The 22535-nt window shown below is 62.1% G+C and carries 22 protein-coding genes, 2 pseudogenes and 1 riboswitch; of the genes and pseudogenes, 12 read left to right on the forward strand and 12 right to left on the reverse strand.

The features are described from left to right. Positions 1-399: 399 nt before the first annotated feature. Positions 400-1095, reverse strand: a complete 696-nt coding sequence (locus tag AC1RUK_RS20890; RefSeq protein WP_481839138.1) for an alpha/beta fold hydrolase — start codon at positions 1093-1095, stop codon at positions 400-402. A 187-nt stretch (positions 1096-1282) separates the two neighbouring features. Here AC1RUK_RS20890 and AC1RUK_RS20895 point away from each other — a divergent pair, with 187 nt between their 5' ends. From AC1RUK_RS20895 to AC1RUK_RS20935, 9 genes and pseudogenes are all read left to right on the forward strand, one after another. Next, positions 1283-2392 carry a winged helix-turn-helix domain-containing protein gene (locus AC1RUK_RS20895; RefSeq protein WP_481840094.1) on the forward strand — a complete coding sequence of 370 codons (1110 nt, stop codon included), beginning with the start codon at positions 1283-1285 and terminating at the stop codon, positions 2390-2392. Continuing rightward, positions 2308-2817: a hypothetical protein gene (locus AC1RUK_RS20900; protein WP_481840095.1), complete on the forward strand. Its 510-nt coding sequence runs from the start codon at positions 2308-2310 to the stop codon at positions 2815-2817. The genes AC1RUK_RS20895 and AC1RUK_RS20900 overlap by 85 nt, the downstream gene beginning before the upstream one ends. 308 nt (positions 2818-3125) lie before the next feature. Then, positions 3126-3240, forward strand: a riboswitch (guanidine-I (ykkC/yxkD leader). A 101-nt stretch (positions 3241-3341) separates the two neighbouring features. After that, positions 3342-4406 carry a putative urea ABC transporter substrate-binding protein gene (locus AC1RUK_RS20905; protein ID WP_481840096.1) on the forward strand — a complete coding sequence of 355 codons (1065 nt, stop codon included), beginning with the start codon at positions 3342-3344 and terminating at the stop codon, positions 4404-4406. 9 nt (positions 4407-4415) lie between these two features. Continuing rightward, entirely contained in the window at positions 4416-5324 is a 909-nt protein-coding gene (locus AC1RUK_RS20910; protein WP_481839136.1) for an ABC transporter permease, read from the forward strand. Next, positions 5321-6130, forward strand: a complete 810-nt coding sequence (locus AC1RUK_RS20915) for an ABC transporter ATP-binding protein (protein WP_481839135.1) — start codon at positions 5321-5323, stop codon at positions 6128-6130. Before AC1RUK_RS20910 ends, AC1RUK_RS20915 begins: the two co-directional genes overlap by 4 nt. Before the next feature lie 11 nt (positions 6131-6141). Further along, entirely contained in the window at positions 6142-7350 is a 1209-nt protein-coding gene (locus AC1RUK_RS20920) for an agmatinase family protein (protein WP_481839134.1), read from the forward strand. Between the two features lie 2 nt (positions 7351-7352). Then, positions 7353-7895: a hypothetical protein gene (locus tag AC1RUK_RS20925; RefSeq protein ID WP_481839133.1), complete on the forward strand. Its 543-nt coding sequence runs from the start codon at positions 7353-7355 to the stop codon at positions 7893-7895. Between the two features lie 47 nt (positions 7896-7942). Further along, the gene (locus AC1RUK_RS20930; protein ID WP_481839132.1) at positions 7943-8536 is read left to right on the forward strand and encodes a HupE/UreJ family protein; all 594 of its coding nucleotides are present in this window, start codon (positions 7943-7945) and stop codon (positions 8534-8536) included. Positions 8537-8880: 344 nt separating this feature from the next. Further along, a pseudogene (locus AC1RUK_RS20935) lies at positions 8881-9153 on the forward strand (AAA family ATPase); the annotation flags it as partial. 11 nt (positions 9154-9164) lie between these two features. On the opposite strand, the gene AC1RUK_RS20940 reads toward AC1RUK_RS20935, so the two are convergent. Next, positions 9165-9605 (reverse strand): Lrp/AsnC family transcriptional regulator, encoded by a 441-nt coding sequence (locus AC1RUK_RS20940; protein ID WP_031261243.1) that lies wholly within the window; start codon positions 9603-9605, stop codon positions 9165-9167. A gap of 137 nt (positions 9606-9742) precedes the next feature. On the opposite strand from AC1RUK_RS20940, the gene rocF reads away from it, so the two are divergent. Together rocF and ocd are read left to right on the forward strand one after the other, a co-directional pair. Then, entirely contained in the window at positions 9743-10663 is a 921-nt protein-coding gene (rocF, locus tag AC1RUK_RS20945) for an arginase (RefSeq protein WP_481839131.1), read from the forward strand. Positions 10664-10665: 2 nt separating this feature from the next. Then, on the forward strand, positions 10666-11721 hold the full coding sequence (gene ocd, locus AC1RUK_RS20950) for an ornithine cyclodeaminase (protein ID WP_481839130.1): 1056 nt from the start codon (positions 10666-10668) through the stop codon (positions 11719-11721). Positions 11722-12016: 295 nt separating this feature from the next. Here ocd and AC1RUK_RS20955 read toward each other — a convergent pair whose 3' ends face one another. From AC1RUK_RS20955 to AC1RUK_RS21000, 10 genes and pseudogenes are all read right to left on the reverse strand, one after another. Further along, positions 12017-12256 (reverse strand): GNAT family N-acetyltransferase, encoded by a 240-nt coding sequence (locus tag AC1RUK_RS20955; RefSeq protein ID WP_481839442.1) that lies wholly within the window; start codon positions 12254-12256, stop codon positions 12017-12019. A gap of 224 nt (positions 12257-12480) precedes the next feature. Further along, the gene (locus AC1RUK_RS20960; RefSeq protein WP_481839129.1) at positions 12481-14460 is read right to left on the reverse strand and encodes a mechanosensitive ion channel family protein; all 1980 of its coding nucleotides are present in this window, start codon (positions 14458-14460) and stop codon (positions 12481-12483) included. A 243-nt stretch (positions 14461-14703) separates the two neighbouring features. Then, a complete protein-coding gene (locus tag AC1RUK_RS20965) occupies positions 14704-15084 on the reverse strand; it encodes a hypothetical protein (protein ID WP_481839631.1) in 381 nt (126 codons plus the stop codon). 22 nt (positions 15085-15106) lie between these two features. After that, positions 15107-15406 (reverse strand): annotated as a pseudogene (locus AC1RUK_RS20970) (FAD-dependent oxidoreductase); the annotation flags it as partial. A gap of 60 nt (positions 15407-15466) precedes the next feature. After that, positions 15467-16432 (reverse strand): IS481 family transposase, encoded by a 966-nt coding sequence (locus AC1RUK_RS20975; protein WP_481839128.1) that lies wholly within the window; start codon positions 16430-16432, stop codon positions 15467-15469. Between the two features lie 60 nt (positions 16433-16492). Then, complete coding sequence (locus AC1RUK_RS20980) at positions 16493-17449, reverse strand: DUF2950 domain-containing protein (RefSeq protein WP_481839127.1); 957 nt, start codon at positions 17447-17449, stop codon at positions 16493-16495. 24 nt (positions 17450-17473) lie between these two features. Further along, positions 17474-18877, reverse strand: a complete 1404-nt coding sequence (locus AC1RUK_RS20985; RefSeq protein ID WP_481839126.1) for a DUF3300 domain-containing protein — start codon at positions 18875-18877, stop codon at positions 17474-17476. Between the two features lie 160 nt (positions 18878-19037). Next, entirely contained in the window at positions 19038-19241 is a 204-nt protein-coding gene (locus AC1RUK_RS20990; RefSeq protein WP_481840097.1) for a hypothetical protein, read from the reverse strand. Continuing rightward, the gene (locus tag AC1RUK_RS20995; protein WP_481839125.1) at positions 19238-20272 is read right to left on the reverse strand and encodes a DUF2955 domain-containing protein; all 1035 of its coding nucleotides are present in this window, start codon (positions 20270-20272) and stop codon (positions 19238-19240) included. Before AC1RUK_RS20995 ends, AC1RUK_RS20990 begins: the two co-directional genes overlap by 4 nt. Next, positions 20262-21386: an HlyD family secretion protein gene (locus AC1RUK_RS21000; RefSeq protein WP_481839124.1), complete on the reverse strand. Its 1125-nt coding sequence runs from the start codon at positions 21384-21386 to the stop codon at positions 20262-20264. Before AC1RUK_RS21000 ends, AC1RUK_RS20995 begins: the two co-directional genes overlap by 11 nt. Positions 21387-21842: 456 nt before the next feature. Between AC1RUK_RS21000 and AC1RUK_RS21005 the strand changes: the two genes are divergently transcribed. Beyond that, positions 21843-22493 carry a MarC family protein gene (locus AC1RUK_RS21005; protein WP_481839123.1) on the forward strand — a complete coding sequence of 217 codons (651 nt, stop codon included), beginning with the start codon at positions 21843-21845 and terminating at the stop codon, positions 22491-22493. Positions 22494-22535: the final 42 nt, after the last annotated feature.

Raw genomic sequence — 22535 nt, forward strand, 5'->3', positions numbered from 1 at the left:
CAACTAACGTATATCTCGTATCTAACTTTTTTTTGCATAATTTAATCTGCTATTTAAAAAAATAGAACGTGCCTGTTGGAATATAGGCGGGCATGGCCTTGGAATTTCAATACGCGGTTTCCGTAACGGCAGGCAAGAAATCTGAAGAAGGAGCTCGGCCATTCGCTGAAGGCGAGATTGGTGGAGTGATAATCGAGGTGCGCTCCTAAAGCTTCGAGAGCATGTATATCGACCGTCCTGCGCTCGACAGCACCGAGTATTTGTTGTTGTCGAGCGAAACGTGCACCTCTTCGGCACCTAAGCCGGAATGCAGTGAAATCCATCAAAGCGGGCGCGGAAAGCCAAAAGAATCCCGGGCGCCGCCAGGCGCCCGGGCAATCCTTCTCGGGTAATGCGGGTTCAGTTCTTGCCGGCAGCCGCCTGCTTGATGAGGCTGGCGACGGCTGCGGGATCGGAGACGTAGACAGCGTGGCTGCCGGGCACTTCGACGGTCGTCGCTTGAGCGCGGCTGGCCATCTGGCGCTGCGCCGGCGGGGGGATCATCTTGTCGTCCTTGGCAACAAGATACCAGCTGGGCTTCACCTTCCAGGCTGGAGCGCTGACCTTGCCTTCGAGCGCTGCCACACCCCACGGAACCTGCGAGTCCGCCATGAAGGAGGCGAGCGAAGGACGGACATCAGCGGCGAAGGAAGCGGCGAACTTCTCCTTGTCGAGCATCAGGAAGCCGTCGACGGGCGGCAGGATCGGCGGCACCGGCGCTCCGGGGGGCGGGTTGGCGATCAGGGTCGAGACCGATTCGCCGGCATCCGGCGCGAAGGCCGCGATATAGACGACAGCTGCCACCTTCGCGTCGGTGCCGGCTTCCGACACCACGACGCCGCCATAGGAATGGCCGACCAGGATGACCTTGCCGGGAGCGGCGGCGATGGCGCGCCTGGTGACGGCAACGTCATCGGCGAGCGAGGTGGTCGGGTTTTGGACGATGGTCACGTCATAGCCGTCCTTCTTGAGGATCTGATAGACGCCGTCCCAGCCGGAGCCATCGACGAAGCCGCCATGCACGAGAACGACCGAGTTTGCTGCAGTGTTGGACATGTGAGTTCTCCTTTTCAAAGCGTTGATTGAAGCGTTTGTCGCAGGAGGACTATGCGGCAGGGCTGAGGCGCGCGCTTTGAGGCGGCCTTCAGGACCTCTTGATTTTGCCTTGAGATCGCTTTGATTTTGCGTCCACGACGCGGCTAAAGTGTCGGCCTGTTTGCCGCGCAGTCTGGAGCGAGTGATTTTGCCATATCATTTTGAGGATTTTGCCCTGGACGGCGATCGCCGCGAACTGCGTCGCGGCAACGAGCTGATCTCCGTCGAGCCGCAGGTGTTCGACCTCTTGCAATATCTGATCCGCCATCGCGAGCGGGTGGTCAGCAAGGACGACCTGGTCGATGCGGTCTGGCAGGGGCGGATCGTCTCGGACGCTACGCTCGCCAGCCGCGTCAATGCCGCCCGCAATGCGCTCCACGACAGTGGCGAGGAGCAGCGCCTGATCCGCACCATCCTGCGCCGGGGCTTTCGCTTCGTCGGCACCGTGCGCGAGGAGATCGAGGCGACGGTGGAGCAACCGAAGCCTGGCCTGGGCATTCCCGCCCGTCCCTCCATTGCCGTGCTGCCCTTCGTGAACCTGAGCGGCGATCCCGAGCAGGATTATTTTGCCGACGGCATGGTCGAGGACATCATCACCGGCCTGTCACGCATAAGGTGGCTGTTCGTCATCGCGCGAAATTCCTCCTTCACCTACAAGGGCCGCGCGGTGGACGTGAAGCAGGTCGGGCAAGGGCTCGGCGTGCGCTACGTGCTTGAAGGCAGCGTGCGCAAGGTGGGAAGCCGCGTGCGCATCACCGGCCAGCTCATCGACGCGGAGGACGGCAGCCATTTGTGGGCCGAACGCTACGACCGCGAGCTGACCGATGTGTTCGCGCTACAGGACGAGATCACCGTCAGTGTGGTCGCGGCTATCGAGCCCAATCTGCGCCGGGCCGAGATCGAACGCGTGCGGCGCAAGCGCCCCGACAGTCTCGATGCATACGATCTCCTGCTTCGCGCTCTGCCTGATGTCTACACCTTCATGCCGCAGGGTGCTGCCCAGGGTCTGCCGCTGCTGAATCAGGCTTTGGCCATCGAGCCGACCTACGCGCCCACGGCTTTGCCGCCTGGGCGCACCAGACGCTGTTCGTGCGCGGCGGCATGGGCGCGGAGAACCGCGAGAAGTCGATCCGCCATGCCCATGCGGCGATCGAGCACGGCTCGGGCGATGCGATGGCGCTTGCTCTGGCCGGATTTACCATCGGCCTGGTGGAGCATGACCGCAGCCTGGCCGACGAGGCGTTTGCAGAGGCTTTGACACTCAGCGCGTCCTGCGCCTTCGTCTATGTCTTCGGCTGCGTGCCGGTGGCCTATGGCGGCGACGCGGCGCGGGCGATCGACTGGTGCGAGCAGGCGATGCGGCTGAGCCCGCTGGACGCCATGAGCTGCGTGCCGCAAGGCATCATCGGCTTCGGCAATTTCCTGTCCGGCCGGCACGAGCAGGCGATCGCAGCGGGCCGGCGGGCGGTGGAACTGAATCCTGGGTTCAGCATCCTGCACGGATGGTTGGCGGCACCGCTTGCCAGGCTCGGTCGCCTCGACGAGGCAAAAGTGGCGGCCACGCGGCTCTTGTCACTCGACCCGCAATTCACCATCGGCCGCTGGTCTGCCGCCGTAGGAATTGCGCCTGACATCATCGATGACGTCACCGACGCCACGCGGATGGCAGGCTTGCCGGGTTAGCCGGCAAAGGCGGATGCCCGAACAGCGAACCTCGGTTGCCGGAAAGTGCCCCGATGGCGCAGTTCGATGTCCTTGATCTCCTGGGCCCAGATCGTCGGCACCCCACCGATCAACACCTCCTTGCCCGATCAGTTGCGCATACATTTTCCCCATTGTTCTCCGAATGGAGCGTCGCCAAATACTGCTTAATCCGTCAGCGTTGCGATGATTTTTGCGGCATCAGCATCGCGCGATTGCCTTCATATCCGGGAGAAACCCGCCTCGGGGCGGTATCGCTGGACTGGCACGGCCCTTGCTTCGTTACTGGCGTGCAGAGCGTCTAGGGTTCCGGCCGTGTCGATCACGGCGCTGGTCCAAGAGACGCGACCGCTTGGGTGCATTGAGGCATCCGGCGGAACACGGCGGGCCAAAATCCCGGGAGAACCCTGCACGGGTTTGCTGGCGCGAACCTCTCCCGGATGCGCGCTCCGTGAACCCCCCAACAAACGTCCGGCCGCAATCCGGATCGCAAACAGGGGTACGCAATGCTTCGCAAGCTGGCCGCAATCATCCTCGCCGCGTCACTCAGCCTTCCCTTCATTCCGACCGCGCAGGCGGCGCCCAAGAAAGACTTCAAGATCTGCTGGTCGATCTATGTCGGCTGGATGCCCTGGGGCTATCTCTCCGACAGCGGCATCATGAAGAAATGGGCCGATAAATACGGCATCAATGTCGAGATCACCCGCATCAACGACTATGTCGAGAGCATCAACCAGTACACGGCCGGCGGCTTTGACGGCTGCTCGATGACCAACATGGATGCGCTTTCGATCCCGGCCGGCGGCGGTGTCGACACGACCGCCTTGATCGTCGGCGACTTCTCCAACGGCAACGACGCGGTCATCCTCAAGGACAAGTCAGCACTCAAGGACATTGCCGGCCAGAAGGTCAATCTCGTCGAGCTTTCGGTCTCGCACTATCTGCTGGCACGCGCGCTGGACACGGTCGGCCTCGCCGAGAAGGACATCACGGTGGTCAACACCTCCGATGCCGACATGGTCGCCGCCTACGGCACCAGCGACGTCACCTCCGTCGTCACCTGGAATCCGCTGGTCTCGGAAATTGTTGCCATGCCGGGCGCCCACAAGGTGTTCGATTCGATGCAGATCCCCGGCGAGATCATCGACCTGATGGTCGTCAACACCGCAACGCTGAAGGACAATCCTGCCCTGGGCAAGGCGCTTGCCGGTGCATGGTATGACGCCATGGCGCTGATGACATCGGGCACGCCCGAAGGCAAGGCGGCCAAGGAAGAGATGGCCAAGGCATCGGGTACGGATCTTGCCGGCTTCGATGCGCAGCTTGCATCGACGGCGATGTTCTTCGAGCCGGCCAAGGCGGTCGCTTTCACCAACGGCGCCGAACTGCCCAAAACCATGGATCTGGTCCGCAACTTCCTGTTCAGCCACGGCATCCTCGGCACCAATGCGCCGAGTGTCGACATGATCGGCATGAGCTTCCCTGACGGGTCCACGCTGGGCGACGCCAACAACGTCAAATTGCGTTTCGATCCGGCCTACATGGCCCTGGCGGCGGCTGGAACGCTCTAGGGGCGCGACATGCTGGCCAGAGGAACCGGCACCATGAATGCTGTGCCCGAGGCGGGGGCCGAAGTCGCGCGCCCGCCCCCGCGCAGGCGGAAAGCGCGGCTTCGCCTGATCAACGCGACGGTCTCGCGAGGCGGAGCCCTTTTCCTTGGTGCCTTGCCGTTTGCCGCCGTGGCGATCGCCTATCTCTTCGCGTCGGCGCAAAGACTGGCCGTCAATCCCAGCGACAAGTTGCTGCCCTCCCCGGCACAGATGTGGTCGGCCTTCTTCGATCTGGCGACGGTGCCGGACAAGCGGTCCGGCGACCTGATCCTGTGGGCCGACACTTTTGCCAGCCTGGTCAGGCTGTTCGCCGGCGTCGGCGTGGCCACGCTTGCCGCGCTCTGCCTTGGCGTCGCCATCGGCTTCATCCCCCGCGTCAGGGCTTTTCTGCTGCCCTTCGTCACCGTGGTCTGCGTCATCCCGCCACTGGCGCTGCTGCCGATCCTGTTCATCGCACTCGGCCTCGGCGAAACGGCCAAGATTACCTTGATCGCTCTCGGTGTCGCCCCGGTCATGGTGCGCGACATCGCCAACCGGGTGATGGAGCTGCCGCCCGAACTCGTCGCCAAGGCGCAGACGCTCGGCGCCAACAGCTGGACCATGGTGCTGCGGCTGGTGCTGCCGCAGGTCACGCCGCGCCTCATCACCTGCGTGCGGCTGGCACTCGGACCGGCCTGGCTGTTCCTGATCGCGGCGGAAGCCATCGCCTCGACCGAGGGGCTGGGCTACCGCATCTTCCTCGTCCGCCGCTATCTGTCGATGGACGTCATCCTGCCCTATGTCGCCTGGATCACGCTGCTTGCCGTCATCACCGACTGGCTGCTGGTGCGGCTCTCACACGCTATCTCGCCCTGGGCTCATCCGGTGCAGGGCAGATGAGCCGCATCGTCGTCCACGGACTGGAGAAAAGCTACGGCGACGTCCGCGTGCTGGAGCGGGTCAACGTCACCGCCGAGCCGGGCGAATTCCTGTCGCTGGTCGGCGCCAGCGGCTGCGGAAAATCGACCTTCCTGCGCATCCTGCTCGGCCAGGAACAGCAGAGCGGCGGCAAGGTCGTTGTCGGCGACCAGCCGATCGTGCCGGAGCCGACGCCGCAGCGCGGCATCGTCTTTCAGCGCTATTCGGTGTTTCCGCATCTGACCGCCCTGCAGAACCTGCTGCTGGTCGAGGATTTTCGCTCTGGCGGGCCGTTTGGCCGCGTCTTCGGCGCCAGTCGCAGGAGCGCCAGGCAAGAGGCCGAAACCATGCTGGAACGCGTCGGGCTCGCCCATGCCCGCGACCTATATCCCGCTTCGCTCTCGGGCGGCATGCAGCAGCGGCTGGCGATCGCGCAGACTTTGCTCGGCCGGCCGCAGATCCTGCTTCTCGACGAGCCGTTCGGCGCGCTCGATCCCGGCATTCGCGTCGAGATGCATGAGCTGCTCACCGAACTCTGGAACGAGCACGGCATGACCGTCGTCATGGTCACCCACGATATCGGCGAGGCCTTCAAGCTCGGCACCCGTGTGCTTGTCTTCGACAAGGTCCGGCACGACCCGCAGTTCCCGTCCGCCTATGGCGCGACGATCACCTACGATCTGAAGCTCGATCGCAAGAACCGGGCTTCCGCACGAGACGTGGCCAAAGTGGCCGCGATGGTCGGGACGACCCGACTGGATAGCGCAATAGCGACGACGGCGTCGTGAAGGAGGTTTTCATGCACACAGACAGTCCAGAACGCCGGCATCGCCGCGCCGGGCTCACCGACCGCCAGCCACGCCAGCGCTTCCACCATCCGAACTTCGAGATCCGCGACATGCAGGGCTGGAAATCGATCGAGGCGGAAGGAAAGCTGCCCGAGGATGGCTGGCGCAAGGAACAGAAATGGGCGCTGGATATGGGCCTGCCGGGATCGGATTCGATCATCGACAAGTCGATCCCGACATTCGCGCGCGGCGAGCTGCCGCATTTCGCCGGCATCAACACCTTCCTCAAGGCGCCCTATGTCGAGAACGTCCGCGACGTCGGCAGGTATGACGCGGCCGTCATGGGCATTCCTTTCGACAGCGGCACCACCTACCGGCCGGGAACCCGCTTCGGTCCGCAAGGTATCCGTCGTATCTCGGCGCTCTACACGCCTTACAATTACGAGCTCGGTGTCGACCTGCGCGAGCAGATGACGCTGTGCGACGCCGGCGACGTTTTCACGATTCCGGCCAATCTCGAAAAGAGCTTCGACCAGATCACCAAGGGCGTCAGCCACGTCGCCTCTTCCGGCGCGCTGCCGATCATGCTGGGCGGCGACCATTCGATTGGATTCCCCTGCGTACGCGGCATCGCCGACGTCACCTCCAAGCGCATCGGCATCATCCATTTCGATCGCCACATCGACATCCAGGAGAAGGATCTCGACGAGCGCATGCACACGACGCCCTGGTATTGGGCGACCAACCTGCCGAACGTCTCCGCCACCAATCTGGTGCAGCTCGGCATCGGCGGCTGGCAGGTGCCCCGCTACGGCGTTGCCGAGGCAAGGAAGCGCGGAACGAACGTGCTGACGATTTCCGACATCGAACAGATGGGGCTGGAGAAGGCGGCGGAGATCGCGCTCGAGCTCGCATGGAAGGACACCGACGCGGTCTACATCTCCTTCGATGTCGACAGCATCGATTGCGGTTTCGTGCCCGGCACGGGCTGGCCGGAGCCTGGCGGCTTCCTGCCGCGCGAAGCACTCAAGTTGCTTGGGCTTGTCTCGGCGCCCGGCATCTGCGGTCTGGAGGTGGTCGAAGTTTCGCCGCCCTACGACACTTCGGACATCACCGCGCTGTTCGGCGTACGCGTTGTCGTCGAGGCGCTCGGCTCGATGGTCGCCCACGGCAATCTCGGCAAGCACAAATCCATCATCGACAAGCCGACGAGCTTTTGACCATGCACGACGATCATCATCACCACGGCCATGACCATGGCGAGAGCCATCACCATCACGGGCCGAATGGTCACCACCACCATCCGCACCCTGTCGGCCACAACGGGCCGGCCGGCAAGCCGTTGCAATGGCAGACGCCGCATCTGCCGCACGACCATGCTCCCGAACCCACCGACCCGCGGACGACAGATCTCGATCTAGTGGAAGTCGCCTTTCTCGAAAGCTTTGCGCGGGCGCCAGATCCCTCCAGTTTCCTGCGACTGGCAGGAATTCCGTTCGTCGGCGAAACCGCCGAAGGCTTGCGGCTGCATCTGCTGCGTGTCGAGACGCAGGACATGGTCGATGTCGGCGCTGTCATGCCGCTGATCGGCGGTGCCGGTGTGACCTATCACCCGCTGCCCGCGAAACTGACATCGCACCGGCGCCGCCTGGCCTTCGTCTATCATGACGGCAAGGGACAAAGGCCCCTCGACTTCGGCGCGGCGCGGCTTTTGGCCGACAGATCCGGGGCCGCGCAAATCGCCATGCCTGGCTCCGGACAATGAGCATCACCCGTGAACCCATCACACTCCGTTTAAACAGGTCCAGAACGATGAACAGAACGTTTTCGCTTTTCGGTGGCCTTTCCCTGACAGCCACCGCAGTCCTCGCGCCGTCCTTGGCTTTCGCCCATAGCGGCGGCCTTCATGTCCACGGCTTTCTGAGCGGCGTTGAACACCCGCTCGCCGATATCGACCATCTGCTTGCCATGATGGCCGTCGGCACGATCGCCGCCCGGACAGGCGGCAGAGCCATCGTCTTCGTGCCATCGTGTTTTGTCGCGGCGATGATCGCCGGCGCACTGCTCGGCATCGCCGGGATCGGCTTGCCGTCGCTGGAGTCCGGCATCGCTTTGTCGCTGGTGGTCTTCGGCGCCATGACGGCGCTTGCCAGACCTTTGCCGCTTGCTGTCGCAGCTTTGCTGACTGCTCTCTTCGGGCTCTTCCACGGCAATGCCCACGGCCTCGAAATTCCCGAGACGGCGAGCGGCATCGCCTACGCGATCGGCTTCGTGGTCGCCACTTCGACACTGCATGCGACCGGCGTGCTCGCCGCCCTGACGCTTCGGCGCTGGCCGAGAGCCATCCGCACGGCAGGCGTCGGCACGTCGTTGGTCGGCGTGGCATTGGCGGCACAGGTCATCTGAGCGCCAGCCGACGCATCGGAGATGGAACAGGAGGCTAAGGCATGATCAAGCGTCTGACCGTTTGGCAGCGCATTCGAAGCATGCTGTACCAGATCCTGAAGGTGCGGGCTGAACGGCTCTGATCGCATCCGCTCGAGATCAAACCCGCGACCGGCTTCGTGCCGGCCGCGGATGTTCCTATGCGAACGGAGGCTCGCTTGGCCACAACGCTCGGCGACGCTGTCGCCACTATAGCAAAGAGCGGCCGCCGTGCGCAGGAAGCGGCCTAAGGAAGAACAGCGTATAAACCGCAGTCCTGTGCGCGTCCCGCAACAGTGGACGATTGTCGCGCGCAGGACGGAGGATCCCAACGGCCAAAAGTCATGCTGTTCGATGAGCCGACCTCGGCACTCGATCCCGAGCTTGTCGGCGAAGTCTTGCGCGTCATGCGTGCACTTGCCGAAGAAGGCAGGACGATGCTGGTGGTAACCCACGAGATGGGTTTCGCCAGGGATGTCTCCAGCAAGGTCGTATTCCTGCATAAGGGGCTGGTCGAGGATGAAGGACCGCCAGACGAACTCTTTACCGCCAGCCGATCGGACCGCTTCCGTCAGTTTCTGGCCGGCAGCAGCGGCTAGGCTAGCTAGACTTAGGTCAGTCGTGCTCGGGTCGTACGCGGCGTGGCCAGGAGCAGGCTCGTTTCGCTGCCCGTTATGCCGGCTATGAGTCGGATGCGGCGCAGCACAGCATCGAAATCTGTCAGTGAGGCGGTTCCGAGTTCGACCACCAGGTCCCAGCGGCCATTGGTGGTATGGATGGTCGAGACTTCCGGGAAGCCGCCCAGTGCCCGGACCACGCGGTCGGCGGCATGGCCCTCAATCTCAATTAGCATGATACCGCGGATGCGCTGATCGACGGCGTCGGCGCGCAGCACCACCGTGTAGCCGATGATGTCGCCGGACCGTTCCAGCCGCTCCATACGTGCCCGGACCGTGGCGCGCGAGACGCCGAGATCGACGGCGAGGTCCGACACGCTGCGACGCGCATCATGCCGCAGCAAGGTCACGAGCCGTTCGTCCAGTGCATCCATCGATGGGTTACCATTTTGGTCAATTTTGCTGCCATTACGATAGACAATGCTTTTCGGATTGCCAATTCTTTCTGTTCATATCGCCGGCTCGCCATGGTCCCCTCGCGGTCATTCGAACTTGGTCAGCGGGAAAAACAATGCGTTGCAGAATCGTCGGGGCGCCGGTGCAGGATGGCGCTGGCAGAATGGGATGCGAGATGGGGCCGAGTGCGCTGAGGACCGCCGGACTTGTTGAGGTGCTGTCCGGCCTCGGCCACGCTGTCGAGGATATGGGCGCCGTCCAGGCAATTCCGGCGAGGCGCGTCGTGCATGGCAACCTGGCGCTGAAGGCTCTGCCCGAGGTATCGGCCTGGACATTCGCCATTGCCGAAGCCGCCTACGCGGCGAGCGAGGACGCCATGCCGATCTTTCTCGGCGGCGACCATTCGATCTCGGCCGGGACCGTGTCCGGCATCGCCCGCCGCGCCACAGAGGCCAGGCGTCCGCTGTTTGTGCTTTGGCTCGACGCCCATCCGGACTTCCACACCCTCGACACCACCGCCAGCGGCAATCTGCACGGCGTTCCGCTCGCTTACGCCAGCGGGCAGCCCGGTTTTAGTGGCTATTTTCCGGACCTGCCGGCAGCGGTCGATCCGACGCGTATCTGCACCATGGGCCTGCGCAGTGTCGACCCGGCCGAGCGCAGCGCGCTCAACCAGGCGGGCGTGACGGTGCACGACATGCGCGCTATCGACGAGCATGGCATCGCGCCGCTGCTGCGTGCCTTCTTGGCGCGTGTGTCGGCGGAAGACGGGCTGCTGCATGTCAGCCTCGACGTCGACTTCCTTGACCCTTCCATTGCGCCGGCTGTCGGCACCACGGTTCCCGGTGGTGCGACGTTCCGCGAGGCGCATCTGGTGATGGAGATGCTGTCCGATAGTGGCCTCGTCTCCAGCCTCGACCTGGTCGAGTTGAACCCGTTCCTCGACGAGCGCGGCCGAACCGCGACGCTGATGGTCGACCTGACGGCGAGCCTGATGGGCCGCCGCATCATGGACCGCCCCACAAGGAGCTTTTGATCATGACCACAGCAAAGCTGAACATCGTCCCCTTCGTCAGCGTCGACCGCATGATGAAGCTGGTGAATGTCATCGGTGTCGAGCGCTTCCTGACCGAGCTCGCCGGCTACATCGAGGATGACTTCCGTCGCTGGGATCTGTTCGACAAGACGCCGCGCATCGCCTCGCATAGCCATGACGGCGTCATCGAGCTTATGCCGACGAGCGATGGGCGCCTCTATGGCTTCAAATATGTCAACGGCCACCCAAAGAACATGCGCCAGGGTTTGCAGACGGTAACGGCCTTCGGCGTGCTCGCCGATGTCGGCAGCGGCTACCCGATGCTGCTCACGGAGATGACCATCCTGACGGCGCTGCGCACCGCCGCCACATCCGCTGTCGCGGCCAAATATCTTGCGCCGAGCGGCGCGCGCACCATGGCCATCATCGGCAATGGCGCCCAATCGGAATTCCAGGCGATCGCTTTCAAGGCGCTGACCGGCGTCGATCGGCTCAGGCTCTACGACATCGACCGGTCAGCCTCACGGAAATGCGCGAAGAACTTGGCCGGCATGGGGTTCGACATCACCATCTGCGAAACCGGGCAGGAAGCGGTTGAAGGTGCCGGGATCATCACGACCGTCACCGCCGACAAGCAGTGCGCCACCATTCTCACCGACAACATGGTCGGCTCCGGCGTCCACATCAACGCCGTCGGCGGCGATTGCCCCGGCAAGACCGAACTCCACAAGGACATCCTGCTGCGCTCCGACATTTTTGTCGAGTTTCCGCCACAGACACGCATTGAAGGCGAGATCCAGCAGCTGGACCCCAACCATCCAGTGACCGAGCTCTGGCAAGTGATCGCCGCCAAGACCCAAGGCCGCCGGGACGCCAAGCAGATCACGCTGTTCGATTCAGTCGGCTTCGCGATCGAGGATTTTTCGGCGCTGCGATATGTGCGCGACCAGCTGCAAGCCACCGGCCTGTATGAGGAACTCGACTTACTCGCCGATCCCGACGAGCCACGCGACCTGTTCGGCATGCTGCTGAGGGCGGCCATGCAGCCGGCAGCGTGAAGAAGTGCGCCCTAAAAGCAGCTTCTCGTGTGCAAATCTACTGTCCTGGCCCAGTCGCTTTGCACCCTCAGCCACGCCTTCCCATCAATCAAGGGCACAGGCGCTATCGTAAGCCAAATGTCCGGATCGCGCCAGGAGCGGCTGTTTCGGACGCGGTCCCTTGAATGACCGTAGTGGGGCCGCGAGCTGACGGTCAGCTTCTAGGCTGAAGTCATCAGCAAGCGGACGTTCCGCTGGCGACCTCGTTGCGGACCTGAACAGCACAAACATTCTCTGTTGGCGGATGGCTCAAAGCCTAGCAGTCTGGCATCGCGTTGCTCGCCAACAGTGACGATCCGGTGTCTCCGTCGAGCGCAAAACGCTCGCAGCGCTCGCCGTCGGACTCATCGATGAAGCTCTCGATATGTTTGAAACCGAGCTTCGCCAATATCCGCAGCGACGCGAAATTGCGCACCGCCGCCTCGGCCGTCACCTGTTCAAGCGCCAGAGTTTCAAAGGCGTAGCGGAGGACTTCGCGCGCCGCCTCGCTGCCCAGTCCGCGCCCCCAATGCGCACGGGCTCTGGCCGAATTCCGCCTTACGCATTGAACTGAGGACTTCCCAGCCGACGTCGTTGAATCCGCCGATGATCGCCGCCATGATCACCATGCTGAAGCTGGCCATGGTCGCTTGGTCGGCTCGGGCCCGGCGGATCTTGTCGCAGCCAAGCTGGTGTTTTCTTCGCTGTGAGCACGTCGTAGCCGTGACTTATCCGGAATGCTCAGGCTGCTCCTGGATTAGATGTCAGTGGCTTTGGGACGGCCTTGATGCCGTTTTCCTGAAATGCCTGGTGTACGGCGAGCAAAACGGCGCGGCGGATCATGAAGTGTTTGCCCGCTTTCGCCATGAATTTGGCCCGGATAACCAGCGTGCCGTCCTCAACCTCGGCAATTCCCTGGCTCTTGAACGGGGCGAGCAGATCTCCAGCAAGTTCCGGGTCGGCCGAAATATCCTGGCCGATCTTCTTGAAAATCTTGCGGACTTTTTCGACATCGGTGTTGAATGCAACGCGAAAGGTCAGTTTCTCGATCATCCAGTCGCGGCTGAAATTCTGGATCTTGCCAATCTCGCCATAGGGAATTGTCGCCAAGGCACCGCGCTGATGGCGCAGGGAAACCGAGCGGACCGAGATTTTTTCTACGGTCCCCTTGGCGCCTGACGTTTCGATATATTCGCCGAAGCGGAATGCATCGTCGATCAGGAAAAACAGCCCGGAGACTAGGTCCTTCACCAGCGTCTGCGAGCCGAAGCCGATGGCCAGCCCGAACACACTCAAGCCGGCGATCAGCGGCCAGACATTGACCCCGATCGACACCAGAATCGAGAGAAGCGCCAAGGCCACAATGCTCGATTTGCCGACCGCGCTGATCAGCGGCACCAGCGTGCCCAGCCGTGAACGCGGCGCACCGAGCGCCTCCTCGTCACCACCTACGGCGGGTAACTCGGCGCGCAAGGCGCGAGTCGTACCCGTGCCGACCACGTTCCACAGAAACGCCGCCCCCAACATGATCAGCGCCAAACCGGATGCGCCCTTGGCGACCTCTCGCAGATCTATGCCGAACCCGGCAGCCAGCGGTGTCGCCCATAGCGTTCCCAGCATGGCAATCATGATCGCCACGACGGTGAAGCGGGCGGTCTGTCGCCCTGCCGCTGCCAAGATCGAGATGTCAGGAGACTCCAATCCGCGCTGCGCCCAGTTCCCGATCATCGCATCGAGATGCGGCGCGGCGAGAAACATCAACGCGGTCAGCAGAACGGCCGACCCACGAAGCGATGCTCCCAGGGTCAGCGCGGCCTGAGTGCTGAGAAAGGTGATTATCAGGAACGCGATCACGATTGCCGGCCACATTTTGGCGAGACGGGTGCGCCAGCGGCTTCTGGGGCGCGGACCCGCGACGGCGGCTGCCATTGTGCGTCTGTGCCGCCATACCGCCCATACAAACAGAAGGTAGATCGGAATTCCCAAGCCTGTTCGCAGCAGATCCCCCAAGGCGGGCCCGACGCTCCAGAGCCGCAACGTCGCGAACAGCGCAACGCCGATGATCGCCAATCCAATAGCAAGCGAGAGGTCGCGCACGAGCGCCGCCAGATGGACGGAGCGCTCCGCGAACTCGGTTCGCCGCGATGCCATCAAGAGTGATCTGACGGCGGCGAGGATGATGAGGCCGAGCACGGTCGCTACCGTCCAAAGGCGAAGGGTTTGCAAAGGCACGCCAGAACCGGCCAGCAGCCGCGCAGCAATGAAACCGATCACCAGCGCCACCACACTAGCCGCCACGCCCGCGAAGAATCTGCGCCATGCACTGCTTTTGGCACTCGCCTTCTTGAGCCACCGGGCGAGCAGGATGAACACGCCCGCGACGAGCGCGACAACCAACACAATCTCGAACAGGAGCACAAGGAGAGATGTTCCCCCGGCCGCAAGCGAGGCCTTCAGGTTTTCAAGCTCGACGGGGACGCTGGTCAAAGCGGCAAACCGCGCGAACAGTCCGGAGACGAAACGATCGGCGAGCTGTTCGAAGCCCCCAATCAACGAAGTAACGTCCGTTTCCGCCGTCGTGTCCACGATTTCCCCCTTCAGCGCCTCGGAAGCCAGTTCCGGCGGTCGCTCGTCGGCCGCTGTCTCGCTATCCAGCGCCCGACCGTCGAACAATTCAAGCTTTTTTGCCCGGCCCTTTGCCCCGCGCGGGTCCGAGCGCACTGAACTTGTCGGCCCGAGCGCAACGACCGCGCCGATGTCGTAGGTCTGATTTCCGCTGCCTATCAGGCGTTTTCTATGGCTTTCTTCTGCTCGACTTTGGGAAAGCCAACATCTCCTTCAGCTCTCTATTTGAACGCCTCAACGTAAGCAAGTACGCTGCCAAACGACAATGGCCCATTCGACGGTAGTGGTTTCATCGTAGCAGAGTGGGAGTGTTGAGAAAGTTTGCACGACATGCCATCGCTAGCTGGGAGGTATCGCAACCAGGAAGCCACTGGCCAGCAGATATTCATAAAGATGCCGTAGCGGGGGTGCTGGGCGCAACTGATCGGCAGTTATCCATTGCCGGCTACTGTCAACCTCCCATCCGCGTCCCAGCTCAGTTTCGAGCAGGGGAAGCAACTCCTCGCGAGGGCATGGATAGGCCAGCACACGTACGTTGGAGCCGAAAAGCCGCGCGATACCCTCGAGCAGGCGGCCTTCCAGTTGCTGGTATCTCACATCGTCGAAAATCCGTATTAACGCAGGCAGCGGCACGGCAAAACGCAACGGAGCCTGCGTATATCGACGCACAAATGTGGTGGCGCGGTACAACTGGCGATGCCGTGTCTTGATGGCCTGCACGATGCGATCGATTCCTCGACAGGGCATCTCCCATATTTCTCGCGCGGCATCGGTCCCGTATCTGCGAACCAATTGGTGCAACTCCAGTTCGCTGTCCGGGGGTCAAGAACCCGGCACTGCGGCCCGAAGAGCTTCCGCCAACAATGTTCTTTTCGATCAGCACGACGCTGAACCCCTTTTGCAGGAATTCCACCGCCGCACTTATGCCGCTCATCCCTCCGCCAACGATCAACACGTCGCACTTGATCGACCGATTTAGCGGCGGGCAATATTTGAACTGCTTGGTCAGTAAGGTCGTGAACCACCAGTTCTGGTTGATCATGAAATGGCCTCCGGCAGCGAGGTCGGAACTGGCGACAGGACGTTCGGTTTCAAATTGAGGCTAGTTGTTCAGTCCCGAGGTCAAGTGGATTGGATCGCGTCTAAACCGGTCTGGCTGTTTGGCCCATGCCGTGCAGATGGCTTCGTAAGATGTGAGGCCGTGAAGGGTCTTGAGGCGCCTGGCGAAGTTGTATCCGTCGAGGAAGGCAGCTAGGTGATTTTCGAGTTGGCGGTGGGTATCGTAGTGATACCGCCGGACGGTTGCCTCCTTCAGCGTTCGGTTCATCCGTTCGACCTGACCGTTGGTCCATGGGTGGTTGGGCTTGGTAAGACGGTGTTCGATGCCATGCCCCCAGCAGGCCCGGTCGAATGGATGGCCGCGCCAGCGCGCGGTAGGGCCATCCCGGTTCTTGGGCAGGTCAGCGAACTGGATGCCGTTGTCGGTGAGCACGGTGTGGATTTTGTAAGGGACTGCTTCGACCAATTCGTCGAGGAAAGCTCTGGCGGTGACAGTGGTCGCCTTCTGCATCAGCCGAGCGAATGCAAACTTCGAGGTCCGGTCCACCGCCACGAATAGGTAGAGCTTACCCTCTTCGGTTCGGACCTCGGCGATGTCGATGTGGAAATAGCCGATCGGGTAGCGCTTGAAGGGCTGTTTGGCTGGCTTGTCGCCGGCGACCTCGGGCAGGCGGCTGATCCCGTGGCGCTGAAAGCAACGGTGCAAGGACGACCGCGTCAAGTGCGGGATCGTCGCTTGCAGCGCATAGAGACAGTCATCCAGAGGCAGCAGCGTGTGCTTGCGGAAAGCGACGGCCATTGCCTCTTCCTCAGCCGTCAGAACGGTGGAGCGTACAGTCTTCGGGCCCATCGGCGCGTCGTGGACGAAGGTCCGCTTGCGCCACTTGGCGACGGTCTTCTGATTTAGGCCGTGCTGCGTGGCGAGTTCCTTGAGCGGAGCCTTCGATCGCTGTATCGCTGCTCGGATGGCGTACGTGGTCGTGGCGCTGCCGTGGAGTATCTGTCCCATAGCCTATCCCTCAATGAAGGATCAGCTTGACTGATTCCCCCACACTCTGGGACTAGACAGCTAGTCGCCTGTCAGCTGCCATTTGTCACCAGGATTGAATCGCTTTATGGCGCCAGCCACAGCTTCCGTTTTCGGGCCCAGGTCGGCCTCATAGACAATGCCTTGGTGATTGACCGCGAAGGTTTTGACGCCCGTCTCAGCATATTTCACAGGCCAGGCCAGAAGCGCGAAACCGGCGATCATGTTGCCGTTGATGACATAGTTATAGGCGCCGCCGGCGATATTCTTGCCCTGGCCGGTCAGGATGCGGAAGCGATAGCCAAAATAGCCATCGCCTTTCTTCGCCTTGTCGAGAGCTGCCTGGTTGATGAAGTCGCCTGCCGGACTGACGCCATGGGCTTCGTCGGACGGCCAGTATAGTCCGTCGGCCCGGCCCTCGCTGCTGGACAGCTTCTGCGCGTACTCCAGGACGCCATCGCCGTCGCGGTCTTCCGCGGCGTAATCACGCTGAGCGTCCACATAGGCGCGGACCGTTTCGATTGCAGCGATCTCATTTTCGCCGACGCGGCGGTTGATGATCTCTTCGATGCCAGCATAGGTATCGAACGCCCATTTGCCGTCTTTGCCCTTGGTGATAGGGAATGGCAGCGTCCATAGCTTGTCACCAATATTGAGTTCCTTGCGGTCGCCGAGATCGCGCACGATGACCGTCTTGGCAGCGCCCTGCTTGATCTGCGCGTAGGTATCCATCACGCCTTCGCTTGTCCGCAACTTCGCGGCATCCAGCCCAAGCAATGCCGCCAGTCCATCGAAATCGTCCTTCGCCAGGACCGCTTTGAACGCTTCCACCGCCGCTGAGGCATCATCGAAAACCGGTGGATCTTTTTCGGCCACATAGTCCGACAGGCTTTGCACCTCCTGCGCGCTGACAAAATTTGTAGAACCTGCGCCAATGCTCAAGATCATTCCGGCACCGAGCAGCGAACGCAGAACAAGACTCCGGACGCACGTTTTCATGGTCGGTTTCCTCTCGCCAAAGTTTTAACGCCTGCCACCGCCGCGCCCGCCACCGCCGCGCCCGCCACCGCCGCGCCCGCCACCGCCCTGCCTGCCACCGCTCGGCCTGACCATCTTGTGGCCGCCGCCGCCGCCGCCGCTGCGAATTCCGCCTCCCATGCTCCTCGCACCGCGGTTGGAGGCAACCTGCTGGCGTTTTCCGGAGCTGACGTTGCCAAGGCCCGAAGGCTTCCTCGGCCTGTTGTCCGCTCTCATTGCCGGCTTCGGCTTGCCAACCGGGCGATTGATTTTCCCTGACGCCTTGGCGGCAGGGCGGTCATTCTTTCGTGCCGAAGCAATTGGCTTGGTGTTGGTTGGCTTTTTGAAATCCGGCCTTGACCCCGGCGGCCGGTTTTTCAAACCCTCTCTGATTTCGCGTTGGCGAACGTCCTTCACCTTGCCGGACTTTCCGGCCAGTGTGCTCATCCGGTCCTTTTTGAGATCGGACGCCTTGTTGCGCATACTGTTGCGATCGTTCGTTTTGACCCGGTCGCGCATGCTCGTTTTGTCGAAGTTGGCGAACTGGTTCCTGTCGAAGTTTAGTTTCGAGCGGTCGACGTTCTTCCAATCGACGTCGTTGAGATTGATTTTGCCGTTTATGTTGTTGTTGAAGCAATTGTTGCAGTCGATATCGATATCGTTGCCGTCCCAGCGGCCGCCCCAAACACCCCAGTCGTCCCAATCCACTGCCGCGGCCCAGATTGCGCCAGTGACGACGCCCGCAAAATAGGGCGCGTTGGGATAGTAGTAGCTCGGGTAGGGGTCGGGATAATAGGAGATCGGAGCAACCGGATAATCGGTAGCATAGAGCATTTCCGGCTCATACCGTGGAACATAGATCGTGTCGGCGCTGGCGGATCGGATGACGACATTGTCGTTCTCCTCGACAACCTTGATCTTGTCGTCGGACTTGATCACGCCTTTGGCGACAGCCGTGTCGCGCAACTGCTGGATGGCGACCAGCACGTCTTTTTGCTGATATGTCAGTGCGTCGCCAAGCGCCTGGGTCCACTCCAGATCGTCGCTCATCATTTTGACGATTTCGGGATAGTTGAGCAGTGAGACGACGCTGCCGTCCCAACTTTCCTTCGGCTTCAAGCTTGCGTTCTTGGCGACCTGATCCAAGAACCGGCTCGCCTCCACGATCTGCAGTGGATAGAGCGACGCTTCGGAAATTACTGCGACAAGCTCGTCGGGGTAGAGTGCGATACGCGCTACCAGGACTTCAAGCTCATCCTCGTCGAGCGGTTCGGGAGCTTGGGTTGCCGCCGCGCCATCGGTGGCAGCGGCCTGATCCTGAGCAACCGCGAAAGAGGTCTGACCGGAGCACATCAAGATCGCGATCATCGCCACGGCGCCAGCATGCCAGCGCGGAAACTTGATCTCCATTGTCATCCTCCCAGGTTGCATCAACCCGGTTGTCAGCGACGTCTTGTCGCCGAGTCCAGGGCGATGTTCTTGCCTTGGTGCTATGTTGGCGCATTGCCTGCCGATGCGGAAGGTAAGTAACTGTATGCTACGCGCAGAACCGAGAGACCCTGCCAGCAGATCAGTCGACGTCGAGGCCATCTTTCGGATCGAATGTTCCCGTCAAACAGCAGTGTTCGAGGGCGCGGCGCAGACACCGGCTGGACCCGAACCGTGAGATTTCCTTGGGCGTCGAAGCAAAGCATCCGACCGGCGATTTCGACGGCGATCGGCTAGGCTTGTGCTCGGCTGCTTCGGCGAAGCCCGAGCGGTCACGGGCCTTCATGACAGTATCCTGTCTTCAGCGCTTCGCCTCGGTCCTGGCCAAAGCAACGCCGCCATGAAGATCGTATAGGCGATGGCCACCAGTATGTAGTTGACCCGCGTGGCAAAAGACTCCGCTGCCGATCCCGGAAGCGGCGAGACGCCCGTTCCGAACAGGATGAGGAAGATTGTAAGCGCGCCCGCGTAGAGCTTGGCGGCAGGGTTGCTCAGCGCGGCGCGGCCGCCAAACACCAAGCCGGCGAGCAGCACCAGCACAAACAGCGAGGGGGTGGTGGGACGAACCTGCAGCAATGCGAACGCAAAGGATGCAACCACGCCACCGAGGAGATTGACCACAACGAGGCCGAACGCCGCCCTTGCGCTCGCGATGACATCGAGCTGCGACAACAACGATGCAACGGTGATCGGAATGACGATTGCCGTGGCGAGGCCGTCCCGCGTCAGGCAAGCGAGCACGGCGATCAGCAGGATGGCGGTGTTGGCGACAGCGAAGCGCGTAGCGCGAGGGTTTGCAGCTGGAGCCGGGGCCTGAATATCGGCGCTGCCTCGGTCGGGTATGATCGCATGGGCGATCCACATCAGGATCGCGCCCGTGACCACACCCTGTACAAAGATCGACAGGATGGAATCGCCGAGATCGCGGTTGAGCACGGTCAGCAGCGGCACCATCACGCCGACCACCAGGACAAGAAAGATCGCCCCGCCGCCCTTGCCGTTCGCCTGCAGGTAGAAACAGACGAAATAGACGAGCCCGAGCAGAAGCAAAAGGACTGGTGGCCGATCACCTGTCAGTACCGCGACGGCCTGCAGAAGCGCGCCGGCGACAACAATGAGGATCGCCATTCCCAAGGCCTGTTTCAGCGGCAGCGGGCGGGAACTGGAGATCAGGAACTGAGCCGCGAACAATGGTCCCAGAAAGGGGATGATCGCCCCCGACAAAACCGACCACGTGAAGCCGACGGCTACGGCCAGCGCGATGCGCAGGCCCTTGCGCCTGGCATTGGCGTGCGCAAGCTCGCCATCAGCTGACATAGGTCAGGACCGACAACACGCGCATCCAGATGCGGCCGATCGCGTTCGTCACCGGATTGTCGCCGGTATAGATCACCACGTTCGCCTGCGAGCCGTAGCGCACGCCCTTCGGCCTGCCTTCGTCGAGGACCAGGCGGACCGGAAAGCTCTGTGGCGTTCTCACCCATCCGCTTTCGGTGGTAATCTTCGGCAGCCCCGTCTTGGGGTCGACACTTCCCTGGGCCACGCCCATCCCGACGCTCTCGACCGTCGCGCCGAAAACCTGGCCGGGCAAGAGGTCGAACAACACGTCCGCGTGGTTCCCGGCTGCGACGTTCTCGAGGCTGTTCTCCTTGAACGCCGCGGTGATCCACACCGTGCCGACGTCGATGAAGGTCATGGCACTCTGGCCGGCGCCGACCACGCCTCCGACGGAAAGCTGCAGGTTGGTGACGACGCCCTCGGCCGGCGCCAGAACCGTGGTGCGCAAGAGATCAAGCTGCGCGCGTTCAAGCGCGGCTAGCGACTCCTTCAGCTGCGGATTGTCGGCGCCGGCGGGCCCAAGCTCTTCCTGCGCCTCCTTGAGGTCCGCTTCCGCGGCGACGACCGAGGCATTTGCCTGGTCCACCGCCGCCTTCGCCTCGTCATACTTCGCCATGGCATAGACGCCGCGCTTGACCAACTCCATGGCCCGGTTGGCCTGCTCCTGGACGTTGTCGCGAACTGCCCTTGCTTCCACAAGGCGTGCCTGGACGGCATCGACGGAGGCTGTCGAAGCGCCGATCGTCTGGCCTACCCGGGCAAGCCGAGCTTCAGCCTCGGCGACGGCCAGTTGGTATTGCTGCGGATCGATGCGAAACAGCATCTGGCCGGGCATCACGCCGCTGTTATCGGCCACGCCCACTTCAATGACCCTTCCGGTGACCTCCGGCGCGATGCCGACGACATAGGCGCTGACGGTCGCCTGCGATGAAATAGGCGTGCGCCTTTCCATGAAGACCGCTACCACGAGCAGCAGGCAAGCCAGCAGCAGCACGGTAAGGGCAACCCTGCGCAGCGGGTTGCCCTTCGTCGCCTGCGTGTCAGTGCCGTCGGCAGCGTTGCCTTGAGAGGTCCCGGTTGCGTCGGACGCCATGGCATCTTCTCTCTGTCAGACTAAGCGGGCATCGCGCCGCCGACGGAATTTGCTTCCTAGTCAGTCTTCGGCCCAGGGGGGAACCCGGCGCACAGGCACGAGCAATCATGACCCTTACCACGCGGCCTGGTTTTCATTGGCGTAAGTGACCCCGCACCGTGCCTACACTATACACCTCTTTTGACGGTTCCAGCCAACTGGGGTGTTATTTACGTGGTAGCGCCGGCCAAATTCTCATGACAAGCAGACAAGCGATTTTCTGGATTGGAGACAGCCGCGAGGAGCTGAGCGGGCGCTGGCGCCGTGCAATGTAGGGCGGTTTGATAGGAGGCATCCCAGCGCGTTTGTTGGGTGGTCCGGCGCTTGTCTTGGCGGCGGCAGAATTTTCCCGATTCGCTAGACAATCCGTTTCGGATAGTCGACAGTTATTCAAGGCAGCGTTGGGGAGAATTTCCGATGGATTTCACAGTCATTGATGCCGCTCTCGTGACAAAACTTCTCCTGCTCCTGCTGATTGGCATGGGACCGAAGATCGCGCTGGTGCCATTTCTGGAAATGACCCAGAAGTTCGATGCCGAGACGAAGGTCTCGATAGGCCGCCAGATGGTTTTGACGGCTCTTGTCACGGCTCTGATCCTTCTTGCCACGGGCGCACTGCTGATGCGGCTGCTGCACATCACGGGCGGTGCGGTGGCGGTCGGCGGCGGCATCATCCTGGCGCTCCTCGCGATCAAGATGGCGTCTGGACCGACCGAAAAGCACAACGAGGATGATCTCGGATTGCCGGTAGACGTGGCAAAGATGGCCGTCTTTCCCCTTGCTGTCCCCTATCTGCTGAATCCCGTCGGCATCACGGTCATTATCATTGCCTCTGGCGAAGTCGTCTCGGTTGCCAGTGCTGCGCTGGTTGCGGGGCTCATCCTGCTCATCGCCGCATTTGACTATCTGGTGTTCACCAATATCGACGCGCTGGCGAAGCGAATGAAGCCGGCCAGTCTTATCGTCTCGGAGGTTGTCTTCGGCATTCTGCTGACCGCGGTTGCCGTCCAACTGGTCGTTAGCGGATTGGTCAATCTTGGGATCATCACCGCGAGCGCCGCACACTGAGTTGGCGCCTTCAAACGTCCGCGCGGGTACACCATAGGTTGG

The sequence above is a fragment of the Mesorhizobium monacense genome (genome assembly GCF_056781675.1).

What these genes read in the sequence shown, in the direction of transcription:
- AC1RUK_RS20890 (WP_481839138.1), bottom strand. Translation starts at nt 1,095, where the DNA reads ATGTCCAACACTGCAGCAAACTCGGTCGTTCTCGTGCATGGCGGCTTC.
- AC1RUK_RS20900 (WP_481840095.1), top strand. Translation starts at nt 2,308, where the DNA reads ATGGCGCTTGCTCTGGCCGGATTTACCATCGGCCTGGTGGAGCATGAC.
- AC1RUK_RS20905 (WP_481840096.1), top strand. Translation starts at nt 3,342, where the DNA reads ATGCTTCGCAAGCTGGCCGCAATCATCCTCGCCGCGTCACTCAGCCTT.
- AC1RUK_RS20910 (WP_481839136.1), top strand. Translation starts at nt 4,416, where the DNA reads ATGCTGGCCAGAGGAACCGGCACCATGAATGCTGTGCCCGAGGCGGGG.
- AC1RUK_RS20915 (WP_481839135.1), top strand. Translation starts at nt 5,321, where the DNA reads ATGAGCCGCATCGTCGTCCACGGACTGGAGAAAAGCTACGGCGACGTC.
- AC1RUK_RS20920 (WP_481839134.1), top strand. Translation starts at nt 6,142, where the DNA reads ATGCACACAGACAGTCCAGAACGCCGGCATCGCCGCGCCGGGCTCACC.
- AC1RUK_RS20925 (WP_481839133.1), top strand. Translation starts at nt 7,353, where the DNA reads ATGCACGACGATCATCATCACCACGGCCATGACCATGGCGAGAGCCAT.
- AC1RUK_RS20930 (WP_481839132.1), top strand. Translation starts at nt 7,943, where the DNA reads ATGAACAGAACGTTTTCGCTTTTCGGTGGCCTTTCCCTGACAGCCACC.
- AC1RUK_RS20940 (WP_031261243.1), bottom strand. Translation starts at nt 9,605, where the DNA reads ATGGATGCACTGGACGAACGGCTCGTGACCTTGCTGCGGCATGATGCG.
- rocF (WP_481839131.1), top strand. Translation starts at nt 9,743, where the DNA reads ATGCGTTGCAGAATCGTCGGGGCGCCGGTGCAGGATGGCGCTGGCAGA.
- ocd (WP_481839130.1), top strand. Translation starts at nt 10,666, where the DNA reads ATGACCACAGCAAAGCTGAACATCGTCCCCTTCGTCAGCGTCGACCGC.
- AC1RUK_RS20975 (WP_481839128.1), bottom strand. Translation starts at nt 16,432, where the DNA reads ATGGGACAGATACTCCACGGCAGCGCCACGACCACGTACGCCATCCGA.
- AC1RUK_RS20980 (WP_481839127.1), bottom strand. Translation starts at nt 17,449, where the DNA reads ATGAAAACGTGCGTCCGGAGTCTTGTTCTGCGTTCGCTGCTCGGTGCC.
- AC1RUK_RS20985 (WP_481839126.1), bottom strand. Translation starts at nt 18,877, where the DNA reads ATGGAGATCAAGTTTCCGCGCTGGCATGCTGGCGCCGTGGCGATGATC.
- AC1RUK_RS20990 (WP_481840097.1), bottom strand. Translation starts at nt 19,241, where the DNA reads ATGAAGGCCCGTGACCGCTCGGGCTTCGCCGAAGCAGCCGAGCACAAG.
- AC1RUK_RS20995 (WP_481839125.1), bottom strand. Translation starts at nt 20,272, where the DNA reads ATGTCAGCTGATGGCGAGCTTGCGCACGCCAATGCCAGGCGCAAGGGC.
- AC1RUK_RS21000 (WP_481839124.1), bottom strand. Translation starts at nt 21,386, where the DNA reads ATGGCGTCCGACGCAACCGGGACCTCTCAAGGCAACGCTGCCGACGGC.
- AC1RUK_RS21005 (WP_481839123.1), top strand. Translation starts at nt 21,843, where the DNA reads ATGGATTTCACAGTCATTGATGCCGCTCTCGTGACAAAACTTCTCCTG.